This is a genomic window from Methylobacterium sp. Gmos1 (assembly GCF_053764715.1).
On the sequence record NZ_JBSNCC010000008.1, the window covers coordinates 84,333 to 105,938 of the forward strand.

Below are 21,606 nucleotides of genomic sequence, written 5' to 3' on the forward strand. Positions count from 1 at the left end.
GCCTGCGACGATGCCATGACGACGGGCGCGCGTCCGTCCACCGACCTTTGCCCGGTGGAAGAGACGGCGGCCCGGCCTCACGTGCGCACGAGCGGGCAGCCGCCCTGCGCCAGGGGCTTGGCCGCGTCGGGACCGGGGATCTCGGTCACCACCTTGCAATAGTCCCAGCGCGCCCTGCTCTCGCCGGGGGTCTTCACCTGGAGCAGGAAAGCCGGCACCAGGGCGCGGCCGTCCTGGCGCACCACGGTCCGGCCGAAGGCGTCGTCGTCGGCCGGCATGGCCTTCATCCTGGCGATGGCCGCCGCCCCGCTCGCCTTGGCGGCGGGGGCGCCGAGGGCGGCGACCGCCTTCAGGTAGTGGAGCGTGCCGGCGTAGCAGCCGGCATGGACCATGCCCGGATAGGCGCCCTGCATCCGCGGCAGCACCCGCCTGGTGAAGGCGCGCGTGCGGTCGTTGGCGTCCCAGTAGAAGCTGTTGGTATGGAGCAACCCCTGCGTCAGCGGCAGCCCCAGCGCGTTGATGTCGTTGAGGAACATCACCGGCGCGGCGACCCGCATGCGGTCGCGCAGGCCGAACTCGCTCGCCTGCTTGAGGCAGTTCACCATGTCGGTGCCGCCGAGCGCGAGACCCAGCACGTCGGCGCCGCTGCCCTGCGCGGCGATCAGGAAGGACGAGTAGTCCGTCGCGCCGATCGGGTAGCGGGAATTGCCCAGGACCGTGCCGCCGGCCTGCTGCACGAAGCCCGCGGTCTCGCCTTGGATCGCGTTGCCGAAGGCGTTGTCGGTGGTGATGAAGTACCACTTGCGCCCGCCGGCCTTCACGGTCTCGGTGCCCAGCGCCTTCGCCAGCATGTAGGCGTCGTAGGTCCAGTTGATGGTGTTCGGCGTGCACTGCGCGCCGGTGAAGTCCATCGAGGTGACCGCGGTGCCGATGCAGGCCTTGTTGCGCTCGGCCGTCACGAAGGCGAGCGCGAGGGCGACCGAGGAGTTCGGCAGGCCGATCACCATGTCGACCCCCTCGGAATCGTACCAGCGCCGTGCGATGCCGGAGCCGACATCCGGCTTGTTCTGGTGGTCGGCGAACACGACCTCGACGGTAAAGCCGTGCTGCTCGGGGCCGAAATCCGCCACCGCCTGCTGCACGCAGGCGACGCCGCCCGGCCCGAGCAGGTCGGTGTAGATGCCGGAGAAATCCGACAGCACGCCGATCTTGATCCTCGGGGTGCCCGTCGCTCGAGCGCGGGCGCCGCCGCCCCAGGCGGCCGCGAGCGCGGTGGCGCCGCCCATCAGGGCCCGCCGCGAGATCTCCATGGCGTCGTCCTCCCGGATCGACCGTGCGGCGTCGAGGCCGCCGGCGTCCCTGCTCGTGTGGTCTCGTACCGGTTTGCGCCGGCCTCGCCCTTGTCGGCGCCGGCGCCCATGCGGGCTCGGGCCGCGCCTCCGGACCGGTCCGTCCGAAGGCGCCGCGGTCTCAGGCTCGGCGCCGCAGGCGCGGCTTCTCGATCCCGGCGAGGTCGCACAGGGCGTCGACCATCGCGGAGAAGTCCTTGGATCCGAAGCCGCGGGCGCGGGCGGTCGAGAACGCCTCGCGGGCGGCCGCCAGGATCGGCATCGGCACACGCGCGGCGTGGGCGGCCTCGCTGACGAGGGTCAGGTCCTTGTGGGCGAGGTCGATGGTGAAGCCCGGCTCGATGTCGCCGGCGAGCACCTTGCTCGGCCAGGCGATCTTCAGCTGCCCGTTGACCGCGGTGGTGCCGTAGAGGACCTCCAGCGTGCGCTCGAGGTCGAGGCCGAGGCGCTGCGACAGCCCGAGGGCCTCGGCGTTGAGCTGGCAGGAGGTCACCGCGAGGTAGTTGTTGACGAGCTTCGTGCGCGTGCCTGCGCCGACCGGGCCGCAATGGTAGATCGTCGAGCCCATGCCCTCCAGGAGCGGCTTGACCCGGACGAAGTCGGCCTCCGACGCGCCGACCATGAACAGCGACTCGGCCCTGTCGGCGTGGCTCGCCAGGCGGCCGACCGGGGCGTCGACGAAGCCGATGCCGCGCTCCTTGGCGAGGGCGGCGATCTCGTCGGTGGTCTCGGGCGAGACCGTGCTCATGTCCATGACGAGCGAGCCCGGTGCGGCATGCGCCAGCACGCCGCCGGGCCCGGCCACCACCTCGCGCACCACCGCCGAATTCGGCAGCATCGTGACGATGATCCCGGCCTGTCCAGCCACCTCGGCGGCGCTCGCCGCGGCGCGGGCCTGCAGGCTCTCGAGCTCTCCCACGGCGGCCGGGTTCACGTCGTTGACGACGAGCCGGAAGCCCTTGCGGCAGAGGTTGGACGCCATGGGCCGGCCCATGCGGCCGAGCCCGATGAACCCCACCATCTCCATGCCTGTCCTCCCGATTGGTCCGCCCGTTCGTCGCAGGCGACTTGAGGCCCGATCTTAGGCCGCGGCGCCTCGCAGCGAATTCGAATTCCGTGAGACCGGATATGCCGAGAATGAAAGTGCGCCGGGGACGCCGCCGCGGGCACATCTCGCCCCGTGACCTTGGGCTGGCCGGAGACGCCGATGACTGCCTCGACCGACGCCGTGACGGAGTGGCCGCTCGCGATCTATCGCGCCTTGCGCGAGGCCGGGGTGAGGCAGGCCTCCTACGTGCCGGATGCCGGGCACGCCCGCCTGATCCGCGCGCTGCACGACGACGCCGAGGTCCACACCACCGTCCTGACCACCGAGGAGGAGGGGATCGCTCTCGCGGCGGGCGCCTGGCTCGGCGGCGAGCGCGCGGTGCTGCTGATGCAGTCGAGCGGGGTCGGCAACTGCATCAACATGCTGTCGCTGCCCGCGACCTGCCGGTTCCCGTTCCTGACCCTCGTGACGATGCGCGGCGAATGGGCCGAGTTCAACCCGTGGCAGATCCCGATGGGCCTCGGCACGCCCGCCGCCCTCACGGCGATGGGCGTCACGCTCCTGCGCCTCGACCGGCCGGAGGAGGCGGGCGAGGTGGTGACGGCGGCGGCGAACCTCGCCTTCGACGGCGACCAGCAGGTCGCGGTGCTGATCTCCCAGCGGATGCTGGGGCGCAAGAAGTGGGTCGAGGGCAGATGAGCCGGGGAGATCACGCCATGTCGGAGACCTACGGGACGCTCGACCGCCGCCGGGCGGTCAAGATCCTCCTCGCTGAGCGCCGCGACCTCCTGGTCGTGACCGGGCTCGGCTCGCCGTCCTACGACGTCTTCGACGCCGGCGACCACGACGGCAACTTCTACCTCTGGGGCGCGATGGGTGGAGCCGCGCTCGTCGGTCTCGGGCTCGCGCTGGCCCAGCCCGCGCGCCCGGTCGCGGTCGTGACCGGCGACGGCGAGCAGATCATGGGGGCGGGCGGTCTGATGACGGTCGCGATGGCGGCCCCCGGCAACCTCACGCTCGTCGTCCTCGACAACGGCCATTACGGCGAGACCGGCATGCAGAGAAGCCATTCGGGCCTCGGCGTCCGGCTCGACCGGGTCGCGCAGGCGAGCGGGATCGAGGACGCGGTCGAGATCGCCGACGAGGCCGGGCTCGCGGCCTACCGGCCGAAGCTCCTGGCGATCTCCGGCGGACCCCGCTTCGTGCGGGTGCGGATCGCCTCCGGGCACGTCGAGCGGGCGCTGCCGCCGCGGGACGGCGTCTACCTCAAGCACCGGATGCGCGGGCATCTCGGCTTCACGGTCTCGTAGGGCGCGTCACGATCGCGCTGCAAACGCGAGGCTCTCTCGGTCTTTGTTTTATCGCATTTATCCGACGAAGCGGCCTCCGCTTCGTCGGATAAATGCTTCAGGGGGCAGACGATCCTATCGGGGCCGGGCGGCGAACTCGGTCGCGAGGCGCCAGCGGCCCTCGCGCACGAGGGCGGCGATCTCCGTCCGGACGAGGCCGGCGACGGCGGCGCTCGCGACCGAGGCCGGCTTGGCGGTGGCCGAGGCCAGCACGACCTCGCGGGTGATGCCCGGGGCCGCGAAGGCCGCGATCTCGAGGCGGCCCTGCTGCAGCTCGGCGTGGATCGCCGAGGGCGGCAGGATGGTGTAGCCGATCCCCTCCTCGACGATGTTGGTCAGGACGCGGAAGGAATCGGCCTCGACGACCACGTCGACCGCGAGCCTTCGGCGCTGCGCCGCCTTCTCGACCAGGCGGCGCAGCCCGTGCGAATGGCTCGGCAGGGCGAGCTTCTGGCCGATGAGCCAGGCGAGGTCGACGGGCGCGCGCTCGGCCAGGCCCGACCCCTTCGGCCCGACCGCCACCAGTTCGTCGCGCCCGAGCGTCTCGACGTCGAGATGCAGGTCGACGGCCGGACCGTAGATGATCGACAGGTCGACCCGGCCGCGATGCAGCCACTCGACGAGGTGACCGCCGTAGCTCTCGACGATCCGCAGCGCGACGTTCGGCAGTTCGGTCACGGCCCGCCGCGCGACCCGGGCCGACAGGACCGCGCTCACCGTCGGCACCACACCGAGCACCACGCTGCCCGACGGCACCCGGTCGAGCGACTGCATGTCGTCGCGGACCTGCTCGATCTGGCGCACGAGGCTCAGGCTGCGCTCCAGAAGCAGTTGCCCCGCGCTCGTCAGCACCATGCCGCGGCCGTTGCGCACGAACAGCTCGGCCTTCAGCTCGTGCTCCAGGAGCTTCATCTGCCGGCTGAGCGCCGGCTGCCCGATACGCAGCAGGTCCGCCGCCTTGCTCAGGCTGCCGAGCTCGGCGATGGCGTGGAACGTCCTGAGCGTGCGAAAGTCCATCGGCCCCTGCCTCGCCGGCCGGACGGTCCGCGCCCGTCCCCGGTCGGTCCTATGCCCGACGGCAGCCTGCGCGGTCGGCGGGTTGGCTAGGGACGCCTGCCGCCAGCTCAAGCGGGGCGGCGTCGGTCAACCGGTCGTCGCGGGCCGGTTCCCCGTCCCGGACGACCGGGACCGGCTGCCGAACGGATCGGTGCGGACACGGTCTCGTCCCACCCGGTGATGCGATCGCACTCTCCTCCACCGATCGGTCGACGCCAAGGCTCAAGGGTAGATCACGCCCTTGCGCAGGAGGATGTTGGCGTAGAGGCGCCGCTCGCCGCTGCGGATCACCGCGAAGGCCTTGGCGGTGCGGGCGTAGAATTCGGGGATCGGGATCTCGCTGATGACGATCGGACGTCCCTCGGCGCGGTCGGCGCTGGCCTGGTAGCCGTCGTAGAGCGGCCGGGTCTCGGGCGGGGCTTGCATCACCGCCACCGGGCTCTCGACGAAGTCGTCGAGGGGCAGGAGCGACAGGATCGCGTCGAGGAGCGCCGGCGCCGTCGTGCCCGGCATGTCCACGAGCCGCCGGGCGTTGCTCGCGGAGGGGAAGTTGGCGTCGGCGATGACGATCTCGTCGCCGTGGCCCATGTCGTCGAGGAGAGCGAGGAGCTGCCCGTTGAGCAGCGGATCGATGGTCTTCAGCACGGCGTCCCCCCATTCCGTTCTTGCCGCCGCCGGCCCGACGCGCCGAGCGGCGCGGTCGTCCCGGCAGGATCGCTTGCGTCGGAACGATAGGTTCGGCGCCTCGACCGGGCAACGCCCTTGTCGTGTCGGCTCACGCATTGCCCGGTCGGCGGGACCCCGCGCCCTCCGGCACCAGCCGGATCGTCGCGACGCTCGCTGCATCGACCGCCGCCCGGCTGTAGAGCATCGGCACGGTCTGCCCCCGGACCCAGAGAGGCGCCAGGTCGCGGTAATGCGGCGAGCGCGGGTCGCCGGACTGGCCGGGCGCGTTGATGCAGACGCTCCTGTCCCAGTCGCCGACGTCGACGACGAAGCGGACCGAGGCGCCGTTGGTGACGCGGAAATCGCTGCCGCGATAGGCCGCGTGCATCACCGTCGAGGCGCTGCCGGGCGTCTCCAGCGGCCCGACATCGAGCGTTTTCCGCACATCCGCATCGGCGGCCGGGCTCGCCGCATGAGCAAAGAAGCCGTGATGCAGCGCCCCCCAGCGCCAGTGCGACGGGTCGGCACCGAAGCGGGCGCCCGCCTCCGCGAAGGCCGCAGCCAGGGTTTCCGCGAGGAGCCGGTCGCGGCCTGAAGCGGGATCCTCGCCGAGGCGGGAATCGGGCCCCTCGAGGAGCTGCAGGATGCCCTCGACGTCGCCCGGCAGCATCAGGGCACGCAGCGAAGGATCGTCGATCAGGCGGGCGAACAGGGCCGGCTTCAGGTGGCGCGTCCACCACAGCTCGGAGAGGAGGCCGGCGCCGGAATCGACCGTCAGCCGCTCGTCCCAGGCCAGCAGCAGCGCGCGCGCCGGCCCGACCGCCCCCTCGGGCGGGAGCCGCTCCAGCAGCGGGCGCAGCCGGCGGGCCGGCATCGAGACGACGTCCGCCTGCAAGGCGGCGGATTCCGCGACCGTGTGGCCTGCGGCCTGCGACAGCACTGCGCGGATGCGGCGGGCACGGCTTCCCTCCAGCCACTCGTAGCCGACTTGCATCTCGGCATGCGGCCAGTCGGCCGGCAGGTTGGCCTCGTTGGCGCTGGCGACGAAGCCCTCGGGCGGGTTCTCCAGACGCGGCATGGCATCGGGATCGTGGAACCCGGCCCATTCGAAGCGTCCGTCGCCTGGGACCGGCAGCAGCCCGTCCCAGTTCGGCCGGATCGGAGTGAAGCCGGCCGGGAACCACGCGATGGTGCCGCCCGCATCGGCGTAGACGTGGTTGAGGGAGGGCGCCCCCCAGCGCCGGGCCGCCGCACGATACGCGGGCAGCGTCCTTGCCCGCATGGTCGAGAGGCCGGCGAGGTAGGCGGCCGAGCCCGGCTCGAACCAGACCGAGCGCAGCGCGAAGGCGCGCGGTCCTTCGGCGTGGAGGACCGGGCCGTGCCGGGTGAAGCGCAGGCGCACGGTCTGGTCCGGCGCGCCCTTCACGGATATCGTCTCCTCGACGATGCGCATCGCCTCCCACTCGCCGTCGTAGCGGTAGCGGTCGGGATCGCCCGGCTTCGTCTCGTAGACGTACACGTCCTCCTGGTCGGCGCCGAAGATCGTGATGGCGAAGGCGGCCTCGCCGTTGTGCCCCATGCAGATCCCCGGCACGGCGGGTTCGCCGGCGCCGATCGCGTCGAAGCCCGGCGCGCTCAGGTGCACGAGGTAGCGCAGGGACGGCACGGCGTGGGCGCGGTGAGGATCCCCCGCCAGGACCGGGCGGCCGGTGGCGGTGCGGCTGCCGGCGACCGCCCAGTTGTTCGAGCCCTCCCAGGCCGCGTCGCGCACGACCTCGCCGAGATCGGTGACGCTCGTCCAGGCCTCGGCCTCGGCGAGGGTGGCCGCCAAGCGCTCCGGCGTGAACAGCACGCCGGCCGTGCCGAGCTTGAACAGGTCGAGCACCGCGAGCGGGATCTGCGCGAGGTCGAGGCCGCCGGGATTGCCCGGCGCGATCCGAGGCTCCAGGTTCTTGCGCAGGAGGTCGGTCGCGTCGCCGCAGCGGGGCGCCACCTGGGCACGCAGGACCTCCGAGAGGGCGTTGCGGGTCAGGCCATGGCTGCGGATGCGCACGACGTCCTCGGGCGCCCAGAGCGCGGGCTGCGTGCCGAAGAGCCGGAACTCCTCGGGCAGCCGCTCCGGCTCGCGACGGGTCAGCGCCACGTAGGCGTTGATGCCGCGCACGAAGGCCTCGACGATGTCGCGCGCGTCGGGGGCGTAGCTCGCCCACTCGGCCGCCATGTCGCGGCGGTAGAGGAAGGCGCGGGAGGCGCGGTCCTGCGCGAGGTAGCCCGGCCCGAAATCCGCCGCGAGCAGCCCGAGCCCGCGCTTGCGCCACAGGTCGATCTGCCAGAGTCGGTCGCGGGCGGCGTTGAAGCCTTGCAGGAAGAACAGGTCGTCGAGGCTCTCCGCCCGCAGGTGGCAGAGGCCCCACGGATCGATCCGGATCTCGGCCGGCCGCGCCAGGCCCTCGATCGCGATGACCTCTGGTGTCGTGCCGGTGTCGCCCATCGCAGGCCTCGTGTCGGGTTCATGCGTCGCGGCAGCAGTCTACAGGCGCCCGTCATCCACGGGCAGCACCCGCCAGGTAGCACCTGCCAGGTAGCACCTGCCAGGTGATCCGGCCGGCCTGCCCGCCGGCGAGGAACGCGACTGCCCAACACGATCACGGCGAGGCCCGCGCCGCCCGCACCTCCGCCAGGAAGGCGCGCGCCAGGCGCGACAGCGGCTCGGCCTCCGACCACAGCATGAAGGCCTCGACGGGCGTGCGCGGCGCGAAGGATCGCACGACGACCGGGTGCGCGCCCCCTTGCGCGGGCGAGAACGGGTCGACCACCGCGACGCCGACGCCGGCGCCGGCGAGCACGCAGGCGGTGTTGCAGTAGCGCACCTCGACGGTGGCGTCGAACGGCACCCCGGCCCGCGCGAAGGCGTCCCGCAGGGCCTCGCCGAGGCGGGTGCCGCGCTCCAGCCCGATGAAGGGGTGGCGCGCGAGGTCCGCCGGCGTGACGCTCGCCTTCAGGCTCAGGGGATGGCCGGGGGCCATGACGCAGACCATCTCGCCCCGGTGCACGACCTCGTGGGCGATGCCGACGTGGTTCGACAGGCCGAGCGCGAAGCCGAGTTCCGCCACCCGGCCCGACACGCCCTCGATCACCCCTTCGTAGCGGCGCACGTCGAAGAACAGCCGCGTCTGCGGCCGCTCACGCACGAAGGCGGCCAGCGCGCGGGGCAGCAGGCCGTAGGCCAACGGCGGGGTCGCCATGATGGCGAGGTGGCCGTGCCGGTTCTCGCGCAGGTCGCGCAGGCGGTTCTCCAGCTTGGCGTGCAGCGCGAAGATCGCCTCGCTCTCCCGGTAGAGCGTCATCGCCTCGGCGGTCGGAAACAGCCTGTTGTTGATGCGGTCGAACAGGGGAAAGCCGACCTGCGCCTCCATCGCCTTGAGGGCGTTGCTCACCGCCGGCTGCGACACCGCCAGCTCCTCGGCCGCCGCCAGGGTGGTGCGGTGCCGGACCACCGCCCGCAGGATCTCCAGATGCCGCAGGTTCATCATCACTCCAGATTATAGTTCAGCACAATTTATCATAAGGCTCAGGATTGTGGAGGCGTAACGAATATGCATGATCGGGCCATGGAGGCCGGCCATTGGACCGTAATGCTTATAGTTCGAGCATGATGCCCGCTCAGAGGTCATGATGTCCCGTATCGTCACCGTCGCGGCAGCCCAGATGGGGCCGACCCAGCGCGCCGATTCCCGCGCCCACACCCTCGACCGGCTGATCCGCCTGCTCGAGGAGGCGGCGGGCCGCGGCGCGACGCTGGTGGTCTTTCCCGAACTCGCCTTCACGACGTTCTTCCCGCGCTGGCTGCTCGAGGGCGACGACCTCGACCGGTACTTCGAGCGCGCGATGCCCAACCCGGCCGTCCAGCCGCTGTTCGACCGCGCCCGGGAGCTGGCTGTCGGCTTCAACATCGGCTACGCCGAGCTGACCCCTTCGGGCGAGCGCTTCAACAGCACGATCCTGGTGCAGCCGGACGGGTCGATCCTCGGGCGCTACCGCAAGGTCCACCTGCCGGGCTCGGTCGAGCCGCGGGAAGGCGCCCGGTTCCAGCAACTCGAGAAGCGCTACTTCTCCTACGGCGATACCGGCTTTCCGGCCTTCCGCGCCGGTGACGCCTGGAAAGGCGCGATTCTCGGCATGATGATCTGCAACGACCGGCGCTGGCCCGAGGCCTGGCGGGTGCTGGGATTGCAGGGCGTCGAGCTGGTCTGCGTCGGCTACAACTCGGCGGCCTACGACCCCAACGGCGGCACGAGCGAGGATGCGGCGCTGCGCACCTTCCACTCGACCCTGGTCGCCCAGGCCAACGCCTACATGAACGCCACCTGGGCGGTGGCGGTGGCGAAAGCCGGGGACGAGGACGGCTCGGGCCTGATCGGCGGCTCCTGCATCGTCGATCCCGACGGGCGCATCGTCGCCCAGGCGCAGGGCCTCGGCGACGAGGTCGTGGTGGCCGAATGCGACCTCGACCGGTGCCGCCAAGGCAAGGACAAGATGTTCAATTTCGGCCAGCACCGCCAGCCGGCGCAGTACGGGCCGATCACCGAACGGGCCGGCGTGATCGAGCCGCCGCCCGCCGCGGCATGATCCTGGCACGGTCCTTCACCCGACATGGCGAGCGATGACGAGGGATTGATGAGCAGCGGACGCGCTCTCGCCGAGGGCTTTCCCGATCTCACAGGCCTGCCGACCGCGCGGCAGGCCCACTGGGGCCGCTGGCTCGCCGCCGGCCTGATCCTCGGCGTCCTGGCGCTCATCGGGCGCGCCTTCGCGCAAGGGCAGATCGAGTGGGCTTATGTCGGCCGCTTCCTCACCGTGCCGGTGATCCTGCACGGCATCGTCAACACCCTGACGATAGCGGTGCTGGCGATGGGGCTTGGCATCGCGCTCGGCCTTCTCGTCGCGGTGATGCGGCTCTCAGCGAACCCGGTGCTGAAGGGGGTGGCCGCCGGCTACACCTGGCTGTTTCGCGGCACGCCGCTGATCCTGCAACTGCTGCTGTGGTTCAACCTGGCGCTGGTCTTCCCCGTCATCGGCATTCCGGGCCTGTGGTCGGTGAAGTCGGTCGAGGTGATGACGCCGTTCCTCGCCGCCCTGCTCGGCTTGGGCCTCAACCAGGGCGCCTACACCTCCGAGGTGATGCGCGCCGGCCTGCTCTCGGTCGATACCGGGCAGTACGAGGCCGCGCAGGCGATCGGCATGGGCCGGCCGAAGGCGCTCTCCCGGATCATCCTGCCCCAGGCGATGCGGGTGGTGCTGCCGCCGCTCGGCAACGAGTTCATCGGCCTCGTCAAGGCGACCTCGCTCGCCAGCGTGATCCAGTACCCGGAGGTCCTGCACGCCGCCGAGAACATCTACTACGCCAATTCCCGGGTCATCGAGCTCCTGATCGTCGCCGGCCTGTGGTACTTGGCTGTGGTCTCGCTCCTCACCCCCTTGCAGATGCTGCTGGAGCGGCGGTTTTCCCGCGGCACCGCGAGGATCACCCGATGAGCGCGCAGCCCCTCGTCGCCGTCCGCCGCGTCTCGAAAGCTTTCGGCACCTTCAAGGCCCTCGACGACGTCTCGCTCGATGTGCGCGCCGGCGAGGTGATGTGCCTGATCGGCGCCTCGGGTTCGGGCAAGACGACGCTGCTCCGGTGCGTCAACCAGCTCACCCGGATCGATGCCGGCGGCATCTGGCTCGACGGCGAGCTCCTGGGCCTGCGCGAGTCCGGCGGGCGGCTCCACCGCTTGAGCGAGCGCGAGGTGGCGCGCCAGCGCCTCAAGACCGGGATGGTGTTCCAGCGCTTCAACCTCTTTCCGCACAAGACGGCGCTCGAGAACGTCACCGAGGGCCCCGTGCACGTCCAGGGCCGCCGCCCGGCGGAGGTGCGCGACGAGGCAGTGGCGCTGCTCGCCCGGGTCGGCCTCGCCGCCAAGGCGGGCAGCTATCCGGCCCAGCTCTCCGGCGGGCAGCAGCAGCGCGTCGCCATCGCCCGCGCGCTCGCCATGAAGCCGCAATTGATGCTGTTCGACGAGCCGACCTCGGCCCTCGACCCGGAACTCGTCGGCGAGGTGCTGGCGGTGATGCGCGAGCTCGCGCGCTCCGGCATGACCATGATGGTCGTCACCCACGAGCTGGGCTTTGCCCGCGAGGTCGCCGACACCGTGGTCTACATGGACCAGGGCGGCATCGTCGAGGCGGGCACGCCCTCGGAGGTCCTGGGCGGGCCGCGGGAGGCCCGCACCCGCAGCTTCCTCTCGGCGGTCATCGGCTGAAGAGTTTTTTTAGTTCACGAGGAGGTTTTGGTGAAGCGCCTGATCGCGACCGTTGTGATGAGCCTGTCGACCGCCGTGGCCGTGGCGCAGGACGCACCGAAGGCCGCCCTGCCGCCCGACGTCGCCAGGAGCGGAACGCTCAAGGTCGCGATCGTGCCGAACTATCCGCCGATGGAGTTCAAGAACCCCGAGACCGGCCAGCTCACCGGCTTCGACGTCGATCTCGGCGACGCCTTGGCCAAGAAGCTCGGGGTCAAGCTCGCCTGGCAGGAGACGAGCTTCGACCAGATGATGCCGGCGCTCGCGACCGGCCGGGTCGACGCGATCCTGTCCGGCATGACCGACCTTCCGACCCGGCACGACACCGCGACCTTCGTCGACTACCTGCGCAGCGGCCCGCAATTCTTCGTCCGCAAGGCCCGCCAGGGGGAGTTCACCGGCATGGCCTCGCTGTGCGGCAAGAAGGCCGGGGCGAGCCGGCGCACCTCGTTCCCGCGCGAGATCGCCGCCTGGAGCGAGCAGAACTGCAAGGACAACCCGGTGGTGTTCGTCGGCACGGAAGGCTCGGCCGATGCCCGCACCCAGCTCAAGCAGGGCCGCATCGACGCCGCCGTGCAGGGCAACGAGACGCTGCCCTACGTGATGGGGCTGGAGCCCGACACCTACTTGGCCGTCGGCACCCCGATCGCCCTGCAATATACCGGCATCGCGATCCCCGTGAAGGAGACCGGCCTGCAGCAGGCCGTGGCCGGCGCCCTCGACGCGATGATCGCCGACGGCACGTACAAGGCGCTCCTGGAGAAGTGGAAGCTCACCGAGAACGGCGTCGAGAAGGCGCTGATCAACGGGGCGAAGTAGCTGATCACGATTATCGAATGTCTGGCGCAGAATAGAGCGCGGGCGGCCCCTCTCCCCGCGGGAGGGGAGAGGGGGAGCCCGCACCTCATCCTTCCCCGGACAGCGCGAACCTTTCGACGCCGTTGCTCCCGGATTCCGCAGAGCAAGCCACCGACACGAGACCACCCATGAACCGCGCCGCCCTCGACAGCATCCCGCTCACCCCCGCGAACCTCGCACCTGCAGCCCCGGACTACCCGTGGCCGGCACCCTACCGCTCGGCGATGTTCCTCTCCTTCGACGTCGATGCCGAGAGCGCCTGGACCAGCAAGGATGCGGGCCACGCCGAGCGCCTGGTCACCATGAGCTACGGCGCCTACGAGGCCCGGGTCGGCACGCCGAAGCTCCTCGAACTCCTCGATCAGCTCGGCCTCAAGGGCACCTTCTTCATCACCGGCTGGGCGGTCGACGCCTATCCGGCGATGGCCGAGGCGATCGTGCGGGGCGGCCACGAGATCGGGCACCACGGCTACCACCACCTGATGCCCGATCCCGGTGCGCCCTTCATGGAGGAGGAGATCGAGCGCGGCTTCGAGACCCTGAAGCGGCGCCTCGGCGTGGTGCCGACGGGCTACCGCGCGCCCTACGGCGAGTTCACGGAAGACCTGCGACAGACCCTGGTCAAGCACGGCATCGTCTACACCTCCTCGTTTCGCGACGACGTGCGGCCCTACCGCCATGTGCTGCGCGACGGCACCCCCGGCCCGATCGAGTTGCCGGTCACGGCGAGCTACGACGACTGGATGCACGGGCTCTCGACCCGGTTCAGCCCGCGCTCGATCTTCCCCAAGGAGCACGTCCTGTCGCTGTGGAAGGACGAGCTCGACGAGGTGCGCGACTGGGGTGCGATGGTGACGACGGTGCTGCATCCCCAATGCAGCGGCCGGCCGATGCGGCTTCGCCTGCTGCGCGAGTTCCTGACCTACGCGCAATCCTGCCCCGACCTGTGGATCACCACCGGCGCGACGATCAGCGAGAACTTCTTGAAGCACGAGCGGGCGGCGTGACCTCGGTCGCAATCTTCGGCTCCCATGTCCTCACCCGCCGGGACGGTCGTCCTCGCATCGAGCGCGACCGCTGGGTCTTGGTCGAGGGCAACCGCATCGCCGCGGTCACGCCGGACCGGCCGGCGGCGGACGAGATCCACGACCGGCCGGGCCGCCTCGTGCTGCCGGGCCTCCTCAACCTGCACAATCACTGCTTCAGCGAGGCGATCGCCCGCTCGCACACCGAGGATGGCCGGGGGCGCAAGGGGGGCAAGAGCATCGTCTACACGGTGCTGCTGCCGCTCTCGAAGACCGCCCTCGACATCCTGTCGCCGCAGGAGCGCCGGGCCGCCGCGCGGCTCGGCATCCTGCAGCTCCTCAAGGGCGGGGCGACCACGGTGATGGAGCCGTTCCGCAACGGTCTCCCCGAGATGTTCGAGGCGGCCGAGGAGATGGGCCTGCGCTTCTACGGCGCGCCTTACCTGTTCTCGACCGCCGACGCCAAGGTCGGCCCGGACGGGCGCGTGACGTATCGCGGCGACGACGGCGAGGCCGACCTCGCGGCGTGGAACGCGCTCCACGCCCGCTGGGAGGGGAGGGGAGAGGGGCGCATCCGCCTGGCCATGAGCCCGCACGCCACCGATACCTGCGGCCCGGACCTGCTGCGGGCCTGCGCCGCCCGGGCGCGGGAGCTGGATGTGCCGATCACCACCCACCTCGCCCAGAGCGACGACGAGGTCGCGACCATCCGCGCTCGCCATGACGGGAGGAGCCCGGCCGAGTACCTCGACTGGCTCGGCCTGCTGGCGCCGGACCTGCTTGCCGCCCACTGCATCGCCAGCAGCGACGACGACCTGCGCCTGATGGCGGCGCGGGGCGCGACGGTGCTGAACTGCCCGCGGGTCTTCGCCCGGGCCGGCCGCACCGCCGCCTTCGGTCGCTTCGCCGCCCACGGCATCCGCACGCTGGTGGCTACCGACGGCTACAACATGGATCTGCTCGGCGAATTGAACGCCGCCTCGCTGATCTCGAAGGTCGCCGCCGGCCGGGCCGAGGTCGCGGACTCCACGGCCCTGATCGATGCCGTGACGGGACAGGCCGCCGCGGCGATCCGGCGTCCGGATCTCGGCGTGATCGCCCCCGGCGCCACCGCCGACCTGACGGTGGTCGACCTGATGCACCCGCATCTTCAGCCGCTGCACGATCCCCTGCGCGCCCTGATCGCGCTCGCCAATCGCGCCGACATCGCTCAGGTCATGGTCGACGGCAGGCTCCTGGTCGATCGGGGGCGCTTCCTCGCCGGCGACGAGGAAAACATCGTCCGCGAGGGCGCCGCCGCGATCGAGCGGATCTGGGACCTGCCGGAGGCCCGCGCCGCCTTCGCCGAGGCGTGATCACCGATGGTCCAAGGCGGCGCCACCCCGCCGCAGCCGCCGCCCGATGATGCGAGGATCCGGATCGTGCCGCCGGAAGCCCGGCATCGCCGAGGCTGCCTCAGCGCGGTGGCCTGGCGAGGTCGAGGTGGTCGCGCAGCGTCGCGCCGTCGTAGCCGCGGCGAAACACTCCGCGCTCCTGCAGCAGCGGGATCACGAGGTCGACGAAATCGGTGAAGCCGTCGTGGAACCAGGGCGGCATGACGTTGAAGCCGTCGGCGGCGCCGGTCTCGAACCAGTGCTGGAGCGTGTCGGCGACCGCCTCGGCCGAGCCGCACAGCACCCAGTGGCCGCGGGCCGCGGCGGTGAGGTTGTAGAGGTCGCGCAGGGTCATGCCGTCCCGGCGGGCTTTCGACAGCATCACCCGGGCGAAGCTGTGGTAGCTGTCCGGTAGGGCGATGTCGGGCACCGGCCCGTCGAGGTCGTAAGCCGACATGTCCTGCCCGAGCCGGTCGGAGAGGAGCGCCAGGGCGTTCGTGTCGCCGACGAAGCCCTGGAGCATCGCGAGCTTGTCGAACGCCTCGCGGTCCGTGCGGCCGACCACCGGCATCACGCCGGGCAGCACGCTCACCTCCTCCGGGCGCCGCCCGTGGGCCGCGAGCCGGCCTTTCAGGCTCGCATAGGCCGCGCGGGCCTCCTCGATGTCTTGCACCACCGAGAACACCACGTCGGCGGTGCGGGCGGCGAGGTCCTGGCCCGCCTCCGAGCCGCCGGCCTGGAGCACCACCGGCCGGCCTTGCGGGCTGCGGCCGATGTTGAGCGGCCCTTTCACCTTGAAGAACGGACCGTCATGGTCGAGGGCGCGCAGGCGCGACGGGTCGATGTAGAGGCCGCTGTCCCGGTCGGCGACGAGCGCGTCGTCGGCCCAGCCGTCCCACAGGCCGGCGACCACGTCGAGGAACTCGCCGGCGCGCTCGTAGCGCCGGGCATGGTCGGGGTGGACAGTGCCGAAATTGGCCGCGGTCGCCGGGCTCGCGGTCGTCACGGCGTTCCAGGCGGCGCGCCCGCCGCTGATGTGGTCGAGGGAGGCGAAGGCGCGGGCGACCGTGAACGGATCGCTGTAGGTGGTCGAGACCGTGGCGCCGAGCCCGATATGGCGGGTGAGCGGCGCGAGCGCGGCGAGTAGCGTCAGGGGTTCGAGGCGCAGGGTGTAGGACGGGTGCGCCGCCGGGTCGGCGTAGAGGTTGTCGCCGATGAAGATCAGGTCGAAGCAGCCGCGTTCGGCGGTGCGGGCGATCTCGGCGATCGCGGAGAAGTCCTGGAAGCTGTCGACGGCGCCGGGCATGCGCCAGCCGGCGACGTGGCTGCCGGTGCCGAGGAGGAACAGGCCGAGATGCATCCTTCGGGTCATGCGGCTCTCCAGAACAGCAGCCGGCGCTCGGCGAGGCCGACGAGGCCGAAGAAGGCGAGGCTCGCCACCGACGCGACGACGATCGCCGACCAGACCTGCACGAAGTCGATCTGCAAGACCGCCTGGTAGATCACCCAGCCGAGGCCGCCATAGGCCCCGAGCATCTCGGTGACGATCGCCACGATCACGCTGCGCACGGTCGAGACGCGAAGCCCCGCGAGGATCAGCGGCAGCGCCGTCGGCAGGCGCAGGCGCCACAAGAGGGCGAGGCGCCCGGCGCCGAAGCTGCGCATCAGGTCGATGCTGCGGCGGTCGACCCGGTCGAGGCCGGCCAGCGTCGAGAGGAACAGGGTGAAGCTGACGGCGAGCGCCACCATCACGACCTTCGAGGCGATGCCGATGCCGAACCACAGGAGGATCAGCGGCGAGTAGGCCACCACCGGCACGGAGTTCACTGCCGTCACCGCGGCGACGACGAAGCCCCTAGCCCGCGGCAGCAGGATCAGCGCGACCGCAAGCCCGATGCCGAGGAGCGCCCCGAGGGCGTAGCCGAGGAGCGCCTCGCAGAGGGTGTAGGAGGCAGCCTCCCCGAGCATCGCGCGCTGGCGCCACGCGCCGAGGAGCACGTCACTCATCGCCGGCAGGACGTAGGCCGGCAGGGAGAAGCCGCGGGCGACGCCCTCCCAGAGCCCGATCAGCATGAGCGCGCCGAGAATGCCGCGCTGCACCGCGAGGGATCGTTGCGCCGTCACTGCTCGGCCCCCCAGAACACGAGACGGCGCTCGAGCGCCGCGACCGCGGCGTAGAATCCGGTGCCGAGGAGAGCCGAGACGAGGAGCGCGGCCCAGATCGCCACGACGTTCTCGTTGTACATCGCCTGCAGCAGGAGCACGCCGAGGCCGGTCGTGTCGCCGAACCACTCGCCGACGATCGCCCCGACGAGGCTGAGCGAGGCGGCGAGCCGCAGGGCCACGAAGGTCTGCGGCAGGGCGCTCGGCAGTTGCAGCCGCAGGAGGATCTGGCGCGGCGAGGCGCCGAAGCTGCGCATCAGGGCGATCTGGCGCGGATCGACCGATTCGAGGCCGATCAGCGCGTTCACCGTCACCGGGAAGAAGGTGAGGTAGAAGGCGATCACCGCCTTGGCGATGAGGGTGTTGCCGAACCACAGCACCACCAGCGCCCCGAAGGCGATGACGGGGATGGTCTGCGACACGACGAAGAGCGGGAAGACCATCTCGCGCAAGGCCCGCAGCCGCAGGAACGCGACCGCCACCGCGACCCCGAAGGTGCCGCCAGCAACGAACCCGATCAGCGTCTCGGTAAGCGTGCGCAGGAAGCCGGACGCGTAGGCGCCGGGCGTCGCCAGGATCGCCGCCAGCACGGCGGAGAGCCGCGGCAGGTAGAAGGGCCGGATGCCGAGGAGCAGCACCAGTCCCTCCCAGGCGAGCGCGACGGCAAGCAGCGCGGCGACCCGCCCGCCGCGCCGGCGGGCGAGGCGGCTACGCCCGGCCGCCGGCGCGGCGGCAGCAACGGCGGTGGCGGCGCTCACAGCTGGCGGTCCGCGGAGGACAGGGCGTCGAGCGGCTGGGCGTCGAACGCGGCCTTCAGGTCGACGGGCTTCCCGATCACCTTGGCCTGGAGCAGCAGGTCGTGCGCCTTGGCGATGGCCGCGGGGTCGATCGCAAACAGCCCCTTCTCCTTGGCCGCACCCGCCGTCATCAGGCGCTTGACCTCCGTGAGCATGAACTCCTGGTGCGCCCGGTCGAGGGTCGGGGCGATCGCCATCACGGTGTCGACGGCCGCCTTCGGGTCGGCGAAGGCGTCGCGCCAGCCGCGGATCGAGGCGCGCAGGAAGCCCTTCACCAGCTCGGGCTTCTCCTTCAGCACCGTCTCGGACACGATCAGGGTGTCGCGCGGGAAGGTGACGCCGTAATCCTCGGCGACGAAGGTGCGTAAGTTATCTTTCCCCATCCGGCTCTGGATGGCGTAGAGTTCGTTGTAGTAGGTGGCCGTGGCGACGTCGCCGGCGCCGGCGACGAAGGGGGTGACGCTGACCTGCTGCGGCTGGATCTTCACCTCGTCGGGCCGGATCCCCTCCTTGGCCAGGATGGCGTTGAGGACGTGGTTGGCGCCGGTGAACCAGGTCGTGACGGTGCGGCCCTTGACGTCGTGGAGCGTCCTGACCGGGCCGTCCTTGCGGGTGACGAAGACGAACGGGGTGACCTGGTGCGAGACGCCGATGCAGACCACCGGCAGGCCCTTGTCGCGGGCGGCGAGCACGCTGTCGCTGCCGCCCGAGAGGCCGAACGTGTCGGCCCCGGTGGCCACCAGGTTCTCGGCGAGCAGGTTCGGCCCGCCCGGGTTGATCGTCAGGTCGAGGCCTTCCGCCTTGTAGTAGCCCTTCTGGGCCGCGACGTAGAACCCGGCGAACTGCGCCTGCGGCAGCCATTTCAGGCGCAAGCTCGCTTTCACGGGCTCGGCCGCGGCGGCGGGGCCGGCGAGTGCGATGGCGGCGAGGGCGGCGAGGAGATAGCGGCGCTTGAGCATCGGGGATCCCTGCGGTCAGTGGCGGTAGGACGGGTCGGTGCGGTCGAGCCGGCGCATCAGCGCCGGCCATTCGCGCTCGCCGGGGATCAGGATGTCGCCCTTGAGCTCCCAGAACTGCCGCGCGGCGCGCTCGCAGACCTCGTGGGGCGGGATCACCAGGGCGGCGCCCGCCGCGGCCGCCGCCTGCATGTCGAGCTGGATCCGCGCGGCGCGCTCGAAGTAGTAGAGCAGCATGAACGCCTCGCCGGGCGTGCGGCCGACGGTCAGGATGCCGTGGTTGCGCATCAGCATGACCTTGTGGGGCCCGAGGTCGCGCACGAGGCGGTCCTGCTCGTCGAGGTCGATCGCCACGCCCTCGTAATCGTGAAAGGCCTGCCGGTCGTAGAACCGCATCGCGAACTGGCTCAGCGGCAGGAGGCCCTTCTCCTGGCCCGAGACGGCGACGCTGGCATCCGAGTGGGTGTGCAGCACGCAGGCCGCGTCGTGGCTCGTCTCGTGGATCGCCGCATGGATCACGAAGGCGGCGAGGTTCACCGTGTGGGCCGTGTCGTCGAGGATCGTGCCCTCGAGGTCGATCTTCACCAGGCTCGACGCGGTGATCTCGTCGAAGAGCAGGCCGTAGGGGTTGATCAGGAATTCGTTCTCGCGTCCCGGGACGCGGGCCGAGATGTGGTTGTAGATCAGGTCGTCCATGCCGAGCTGCGCCACCATGCGGTAGCAGGCGGCGAGGGCCACGCGGGCCTCCCACTCGGCGGGATCGAAGCGGCGGGACGCGTCCACGGCGCTCATCAGACCTTCGCTCATCGGACCTTGGCTCATTGGGCCTTCTCCTGGGCGATCTGGAACGACTTCAGGCTCTCCTCCTCGATCGCCTCGAGGAGCGTGCGCTTGAGCCGGATGAATTCGGGGGCGGTGACGAGGTCGGGCCGGCGCGGCCGCGGCAGGTCGATGCGCTGCTCGAGCTTCACCGCCCCCGGCCGGGCGGTCATCACCATCACCCGGTCGCCGAGGAAGATCGCCTCGTCGACGTCGTGGGTGATGAACAGGATCGTGCGCCGGTGGCGCTGCCAGACGTCGAGGAGCCAGCGCTGCATCAGCGTGCGGGTGAGCGCGTCGAGGGCCCCGAACGGCTCGTCGAGCAGCATCAGGTCGCGCTCGAACAGGAAGGTGCGCATGAGCGCCACCCGCTGGCGCATGCCGCCGGAGAGCTGGTGCGGGTACTGCGCCTCGAACCCGGCGAGCCCGAATTCGGGCAGCATCCGCATCGCCTCGGCCCGGGCCTCCTTGCGCGGCCGGCCCTCGATCTCGAGCGCCAGGATCGCGTTGTCGATCACCGTGCGCCAGGGCAGGAGCAGGTCGCGCTGCGGCATGAACGAGACCCGGCCGAGCAGGTCTGCAGCGTGGCAGCTGCGGCCCTCGAAGCGCAGGGCCCCGCCGGGATCGGGCTCCTCGAGCCCCGCCACGATGTTGAACAGGGTGCTCTTGCCGCAGCCGCTCGGGCCGACCACGGTGACGAACTCGCCCCGCCCGACCCTGGCCGAGAGGCCCGACAGCGCCTTGACCGGCCCGAAGGTCTTGTCGACGCCGCGAAGCTCGATCAGCGGCTCGGGATCCGCCGCGGTCGCGGGAACATCGTCCTTGTGTCGCAGCATGGCCCGCAAGAGACGTCCTTTCGGGTTCTTGTATAACGAGGACCGGCTCCGGCATGCCTGAGCACCGGCCGCGATGGGCCGATCTCTGCAACGGATGTGCCAGCACGCGCCGGACCGGACCGGAACCGACGGCACCTCGCTTGCAATCGGCCCAGGCAGGTCGGTCGACGGGTTGTGCGGGGAGCAGGACGGTGATGGCGACGAGTTTAATGTATACAAATATGAGACTTAGAGATGCATAAGGTAGCAGCAGGCGCACAAATTGACGTCACCCCGCTCGAGGGACAGCGTCCGACCCCCTCGCATGCCGCGGGGGTGACCCTGGCGGAGAGCCTGCGCCAGCGGCTCGAGGCGGCGATCGCCGCCGGTCATCTCGAGCCGGGCAGCCGCCTCGACGAGCAGGAGATCGCTTTGCGCTACGGCGTGTCGCGCACGCCCGTGCGCGAGGCGTTCCGGCTCCTCGCCGCGAGCCATCTCGTCGAGCTGCGCGGACGGCAGGGCGCGGTCGTGCGCACCATCGGCCCGCACGCCCTGATCGAGATGTTCCAGGTGATGGCGGAGCTGGAGGGCCTGTGCGCGCGGCTCGCCGCCCGGCGCGTCCCGCCGACCTGGCGGGCGACGATCGAGCCGATCCACCAGCGGCTGACCGCCCTCGTCGATTCCGGCGACACCGACGCGTTCTACGACGTGAACCAGGAGTTCCACGAGGCGATCTACGAGGCTGCCCGCAACGGCTTTCTCGCCGACCAGACCCGGCGCCTGCGCAACCAGGTCGCCGCCTACCGCCGCCGCGTCACCCGGATGCCGAACCGGATGAGCGACACGATCCGCGAGCACGAGGCGATCCTGCGGGCGATCCTCGCCCACGATCCGGAAGGCGCGCACCGGGCGATGCGCGACCACGTCGCGCTGCTCGGCGACAACCTGCTCGACTTCCTGGCGGCGTTCGAGTGAGTACTGGTCTGGTATG

General features: G+C 71.0%; 21 protein-coding genes. 9 read left to right on the top strand and 12 right to left on the bottom strand.

Annotated elements, in window-relative coordinates; translation table 11 throughout:
* Positions 1 to 77: 77 nt before the first annotated feature.
* On the bottom strand, positions 78 to 1,310 hold the full coding sequence (locus ACS5PV_RS17220) for an ABC transporter substrate-binding protein (RefSeq protein WP_455396562.1): 1,233 nt from the start codon (positions 1,308 to 1,310) through the stop codon (positions 78 to 80).
* A gap of 160 nt (positions 1,311 to 1,470) precedes the next feature.
* On the bottom strand, positions 1,471 to 2,376 hold the full coding sequence (locus ACS5PV_RS17225) for an NAD(P)-dependent oxidoreductase (protein ID WP_455396563.1): 906 nt from the start codon (positions 2,374 to 2,376) through the stop codon (positions 1,471 to 1,473).
* A 180-nt stretch (positions 2,377 to 2,556) separates the two neighbouring features.
* Here ACS5PV_RS17225 and ACS5PV_RS17230 point away from each other — a divergent pair, with 180 nt between their 5' ends.
* Both ACS5PV_RS17230 and ACS5PV_RS17235 read left to right on the top strand, forming a co-directional pair.
* Positions 2,557 to 3,096, top strand: coding sequence for a thiamine pyrophosphate-binding protein (locus ACS5PV_RS17230; protein ID WP_455396564.1), 540 nt, complete (start codon positions 2,557 to 2,559; stop codon positions 3,094 to 3,096).
* Positions 3,097 to 3,113: 17 nt separating this feature from the next.
* Positions 3,114 to 3,707: a thiamine pyrophosphate-dependent enzyme gene (locus tag ACS5PV_RS17235; RefSeq protein ID WP_455396565.1), complete on the top strand. Its 594-nt coding sequence runs from the start codon at positions 3,114 to 3,116 to the stop codon at positions 3,705 to 3,707.
* Between the two features lie 114 nt (positions 3,708 to 3,821).
* Here the strand turns inward: ACS5PV_RS17235 and ACS5PV_RS17240 are convergent, their stop codons facing one another.
* The 4 genes from ACS5PV_RS17240 to ACS5PV_RS17255 all read right to left on the bottom strand — a co-directional run bounded on the left by ACS5PV_RS17240 (position 3,822) and on the right by ACS5PV_RS17255 (position 8,998).
* Positions 3,822 to 4,763, bottom strand: coding sequence for a LysR family transcriptional regulator (locus ACS5PV_RS17240; RefSeq protein ID WP_455396566.1), 942 nt, complete (start codon positions 4,761 to 4,763; stop codon positions 3,822 to 3,824).
* Positions 4,764 to 5,024: 261 nt separating this feature from the next.
* Positions 5,025 to 5,447, bottom strand: a complete 423-nt coding sequence (locus ACS5PV_RS17245) for an RbsD/FucU family protein (protein WP_455396567.1) — start codon at positions 5,445 to 5,447, stop codon at positions 5,025 to 5,027.
* 130 nt (positions 5,448 to 5,577) lie between these two features.
* On the bottom strand, positions 5,578 to 7,959 hold the full coding sequence (locus ACS5PV_RS17250; protein WP_455396568.1) for a penicillin acylase family protein: 2,382 nt from the start codon (positions 7,957 to 7,959) through the stop codon (positions 5,578 to 5,580).
* 154 nt (positions 7,960 to 8,113) lie between these two features.
* Positions 8,114 to 8,998 carry a LysR family transcriptional regulator gene (locus ACS5PV_RS17255; RefSeq protein WP_455396569.1) on the bottom strand — a complete coding sequence of 295 codons (885 nt, stop codon included), beginning with the start codon at positions 8,996 to 8,998 and terminating at the stop codon, positions 8,114 to 8,116.
* A 145-nt stretch (positions 8,999 to 9,143) separates the two neighbouring features.
* Here ACS5PV_RS17255 and ACS5PV_RS17260 point away from each other — a divergent pair, with 145 nt between their 5' ends.
* The 6 genes from ACS5PV_RS17260 (at position 9,144) to ACS5PV_RS17285 (ending at position 15,047) form a co-directional block, all read left to right on the top strand.
* Positions 9,144 to 10,097, top strand: a complete 954-nt coding sequence (locus tag ACS5PV_RS17260; RefSeq protein WP_455396570.1) for an N-carbamoyl-D-amino-acid hydrolase — start codon at positions 9,144 to 9,146, stop codon at positions 10,095 to 10,097.
* A gap of 48 nt (positions 10,098 to 10,145) precedes the next feature.
* A complete protein-coding gene (locus ACS5PV_RS17265; RefSeq protein WP_455396571.1) occupies positions 10,146 to 11,003 on the top strand; it encodes an amino acid ABC transporter permease in 858 nt (285 codons plus the stop codon).
* Positions 11,000 to 11,770, top strand: coding sequence for an amino acid ABC transporter ATP-binding protein (locus ACS5PV_RS17270; RefSeq protein ID WP_455396572.1), 771 nt, complete (start codon positions 11,000 to 11,002; stop codon positions 11,768 to 11,770). The genes ACS5PV_RS17265 and ACS5PV_RS17270 overlap by 4 nt, the downstream gene beginning before the upstream one ends.
* 30 nt (positions 11,771 to 11,800) lie before the next feature.
* Complete coding sequence (locus ACS5PV_RS17275) at positions 11,801 to 12,628, top strand: ABC transporter substrate-binding protein (protein ID WP_455396573.1); 828 nt, start codon at positions 11,801 to 11,803, stop codon at positions 12,626 to 12,628.
* Positions 12,629 to 12,795: 167 nt separating this feature from the next.
* The gene (locus tag ACS5PV_RS17280) at positions 12,796 to 13,674 is read left to right on the top strand and encodes a polysaccharide deacetylase family protein (protein ID WP_455396574.1); all 879 of its coding nucleotides are present in this window, start codon (positions 12,796 to 12,798) and stop codon (positions 13,672 to 13,674) included.
* Positions 13,671 to 15,047 carry an amidohydrolase family protein gene (locus ACS5PV_RS17285; RefSeq protein ID WP_455396575.1) on the top strand — a complete coding sequence of 459 codons (1,377 nt, stop codon included), beginning with the start codon at positions 13,671 to 13,673 and terminating at the stop codon, positions 15,045 to 15,047. The genes ACS5PV_RS17280 and ACS5PV_RS17285 overlap by 4 nt, the downstream gene beginning before the upstream one ends.
* Before the next feature lie 100 nt (positions 15,048 to 15,147).
* Here ACS5PV_RS17285 and ACS5PV_RS17290 read toward each other — a convergent pair whose 3' ends face one another.
* Genes ACS5PV_RS17290 through ACS5PV_RS17315 form a run of 6 tightly spaced genes read right to left on the bottom strand, consistent with a single transcriptional unit; the run spans position 15,148 to position 20,636 of the window.
* Positions 15,148 to 16,437 (bottom strand): LLM class flavin-dependent oxidoreductase, encoded by a 1,290-nt coding sequence (locus ACS5PV_RS17290; RefSeq protein ID WP_455396576.1) that lies wholly within the window; start codon positions 16,435 to 16,437, stop codon positions 15,148 to 15,150.
* Positions 16,434 to 17,165 carry an ABC transporter permease gene (locus ACS5PV_RS17295; protein WP_455396577.1) on the bottom strand — a complete coding sequence of 244 codons (732 nt, stop codon included), beginning with the start codon at positions 17,163 to 17,165 and terminating at the stop codon, positions 16,434 to 16,436. Before ACS5PV_RS17295 ends, ACS5PV_RS17290 begins: the two co-directional genes overlap by 4 nt.
* A 20-nt stretch (positions 17,166 to 17,185) precedes the next feature.
* The gene (locus ACS5PV_RS17300) at positions 17,186 to 17,986 is read right to left on the bottom strand and encodes an ABC transporter permease (RefSeq protein ID WP_455396578.1); all 801 of its coding nucleotides are present in this window, start codon (positions 17,984 to 17,986) and stop codon (positions 17,186 to 17,188) included.
* Entirely contained in the window at positions 17,983 to 18,984 is a 1,002-nt protein-coding gene (locus ACS5PV_RS17305; protein WP_455396579.1) for an ABC transporter substrate-binding protein, read from the bottom strand. Before ACS5PV_RS17305 ends, ACS5PV_RS17300 begins: the two co-directional genes overlap by 4 nt.
* 15 nt (positions 18,985 to 18,999) lie before the next feature.
* Positions 19,000 to 19,773, bottom strand: coding sequence for a class II aldolase/adducin family protein (locus ACS5PV_RS17310; RefSeq protein ID WP_455396580.1), 774 nt, complete (start codon positions 19,771 to 19,773; stop codon positions 19,000 to 19,002).
* A gap of 26 nt (positions 19,774 to 19,799) precedes the next feature.
* On the bottom strand, positions 19,800 to 20,636 hold the full coding sequence (locus tag ACS5PV_RS17315) for an ABC transporter ATP-binding protein (protein ID WP_455396581.1): 837 nt from the start codon (positions 20,634 to 20,636) through the stop codon (positions 19,800 to 19,802).
* A gap of 234 nt (positions 20,637 to 20,870) precedes the next feature.
* Between ACS5PV_RS17315 and ACS5PV_RS17320 the strand changes: the two genes are divergently transcribed.
* On the top strand, positions 20,871 to 21,590 hold the full coding sequence (locus ACS5PV_RS17320; RefSeq protein ID WP_455396582.1) for a GntR family transcriptional regulator: 720 nt from the start codon (positions 20,871 to 20,873) through the stop codon (positions 21,588 to 21,590).
* The last annotated feature ends 16 nt before the right edge of the window (positions 21,591 to 21,606 follow it).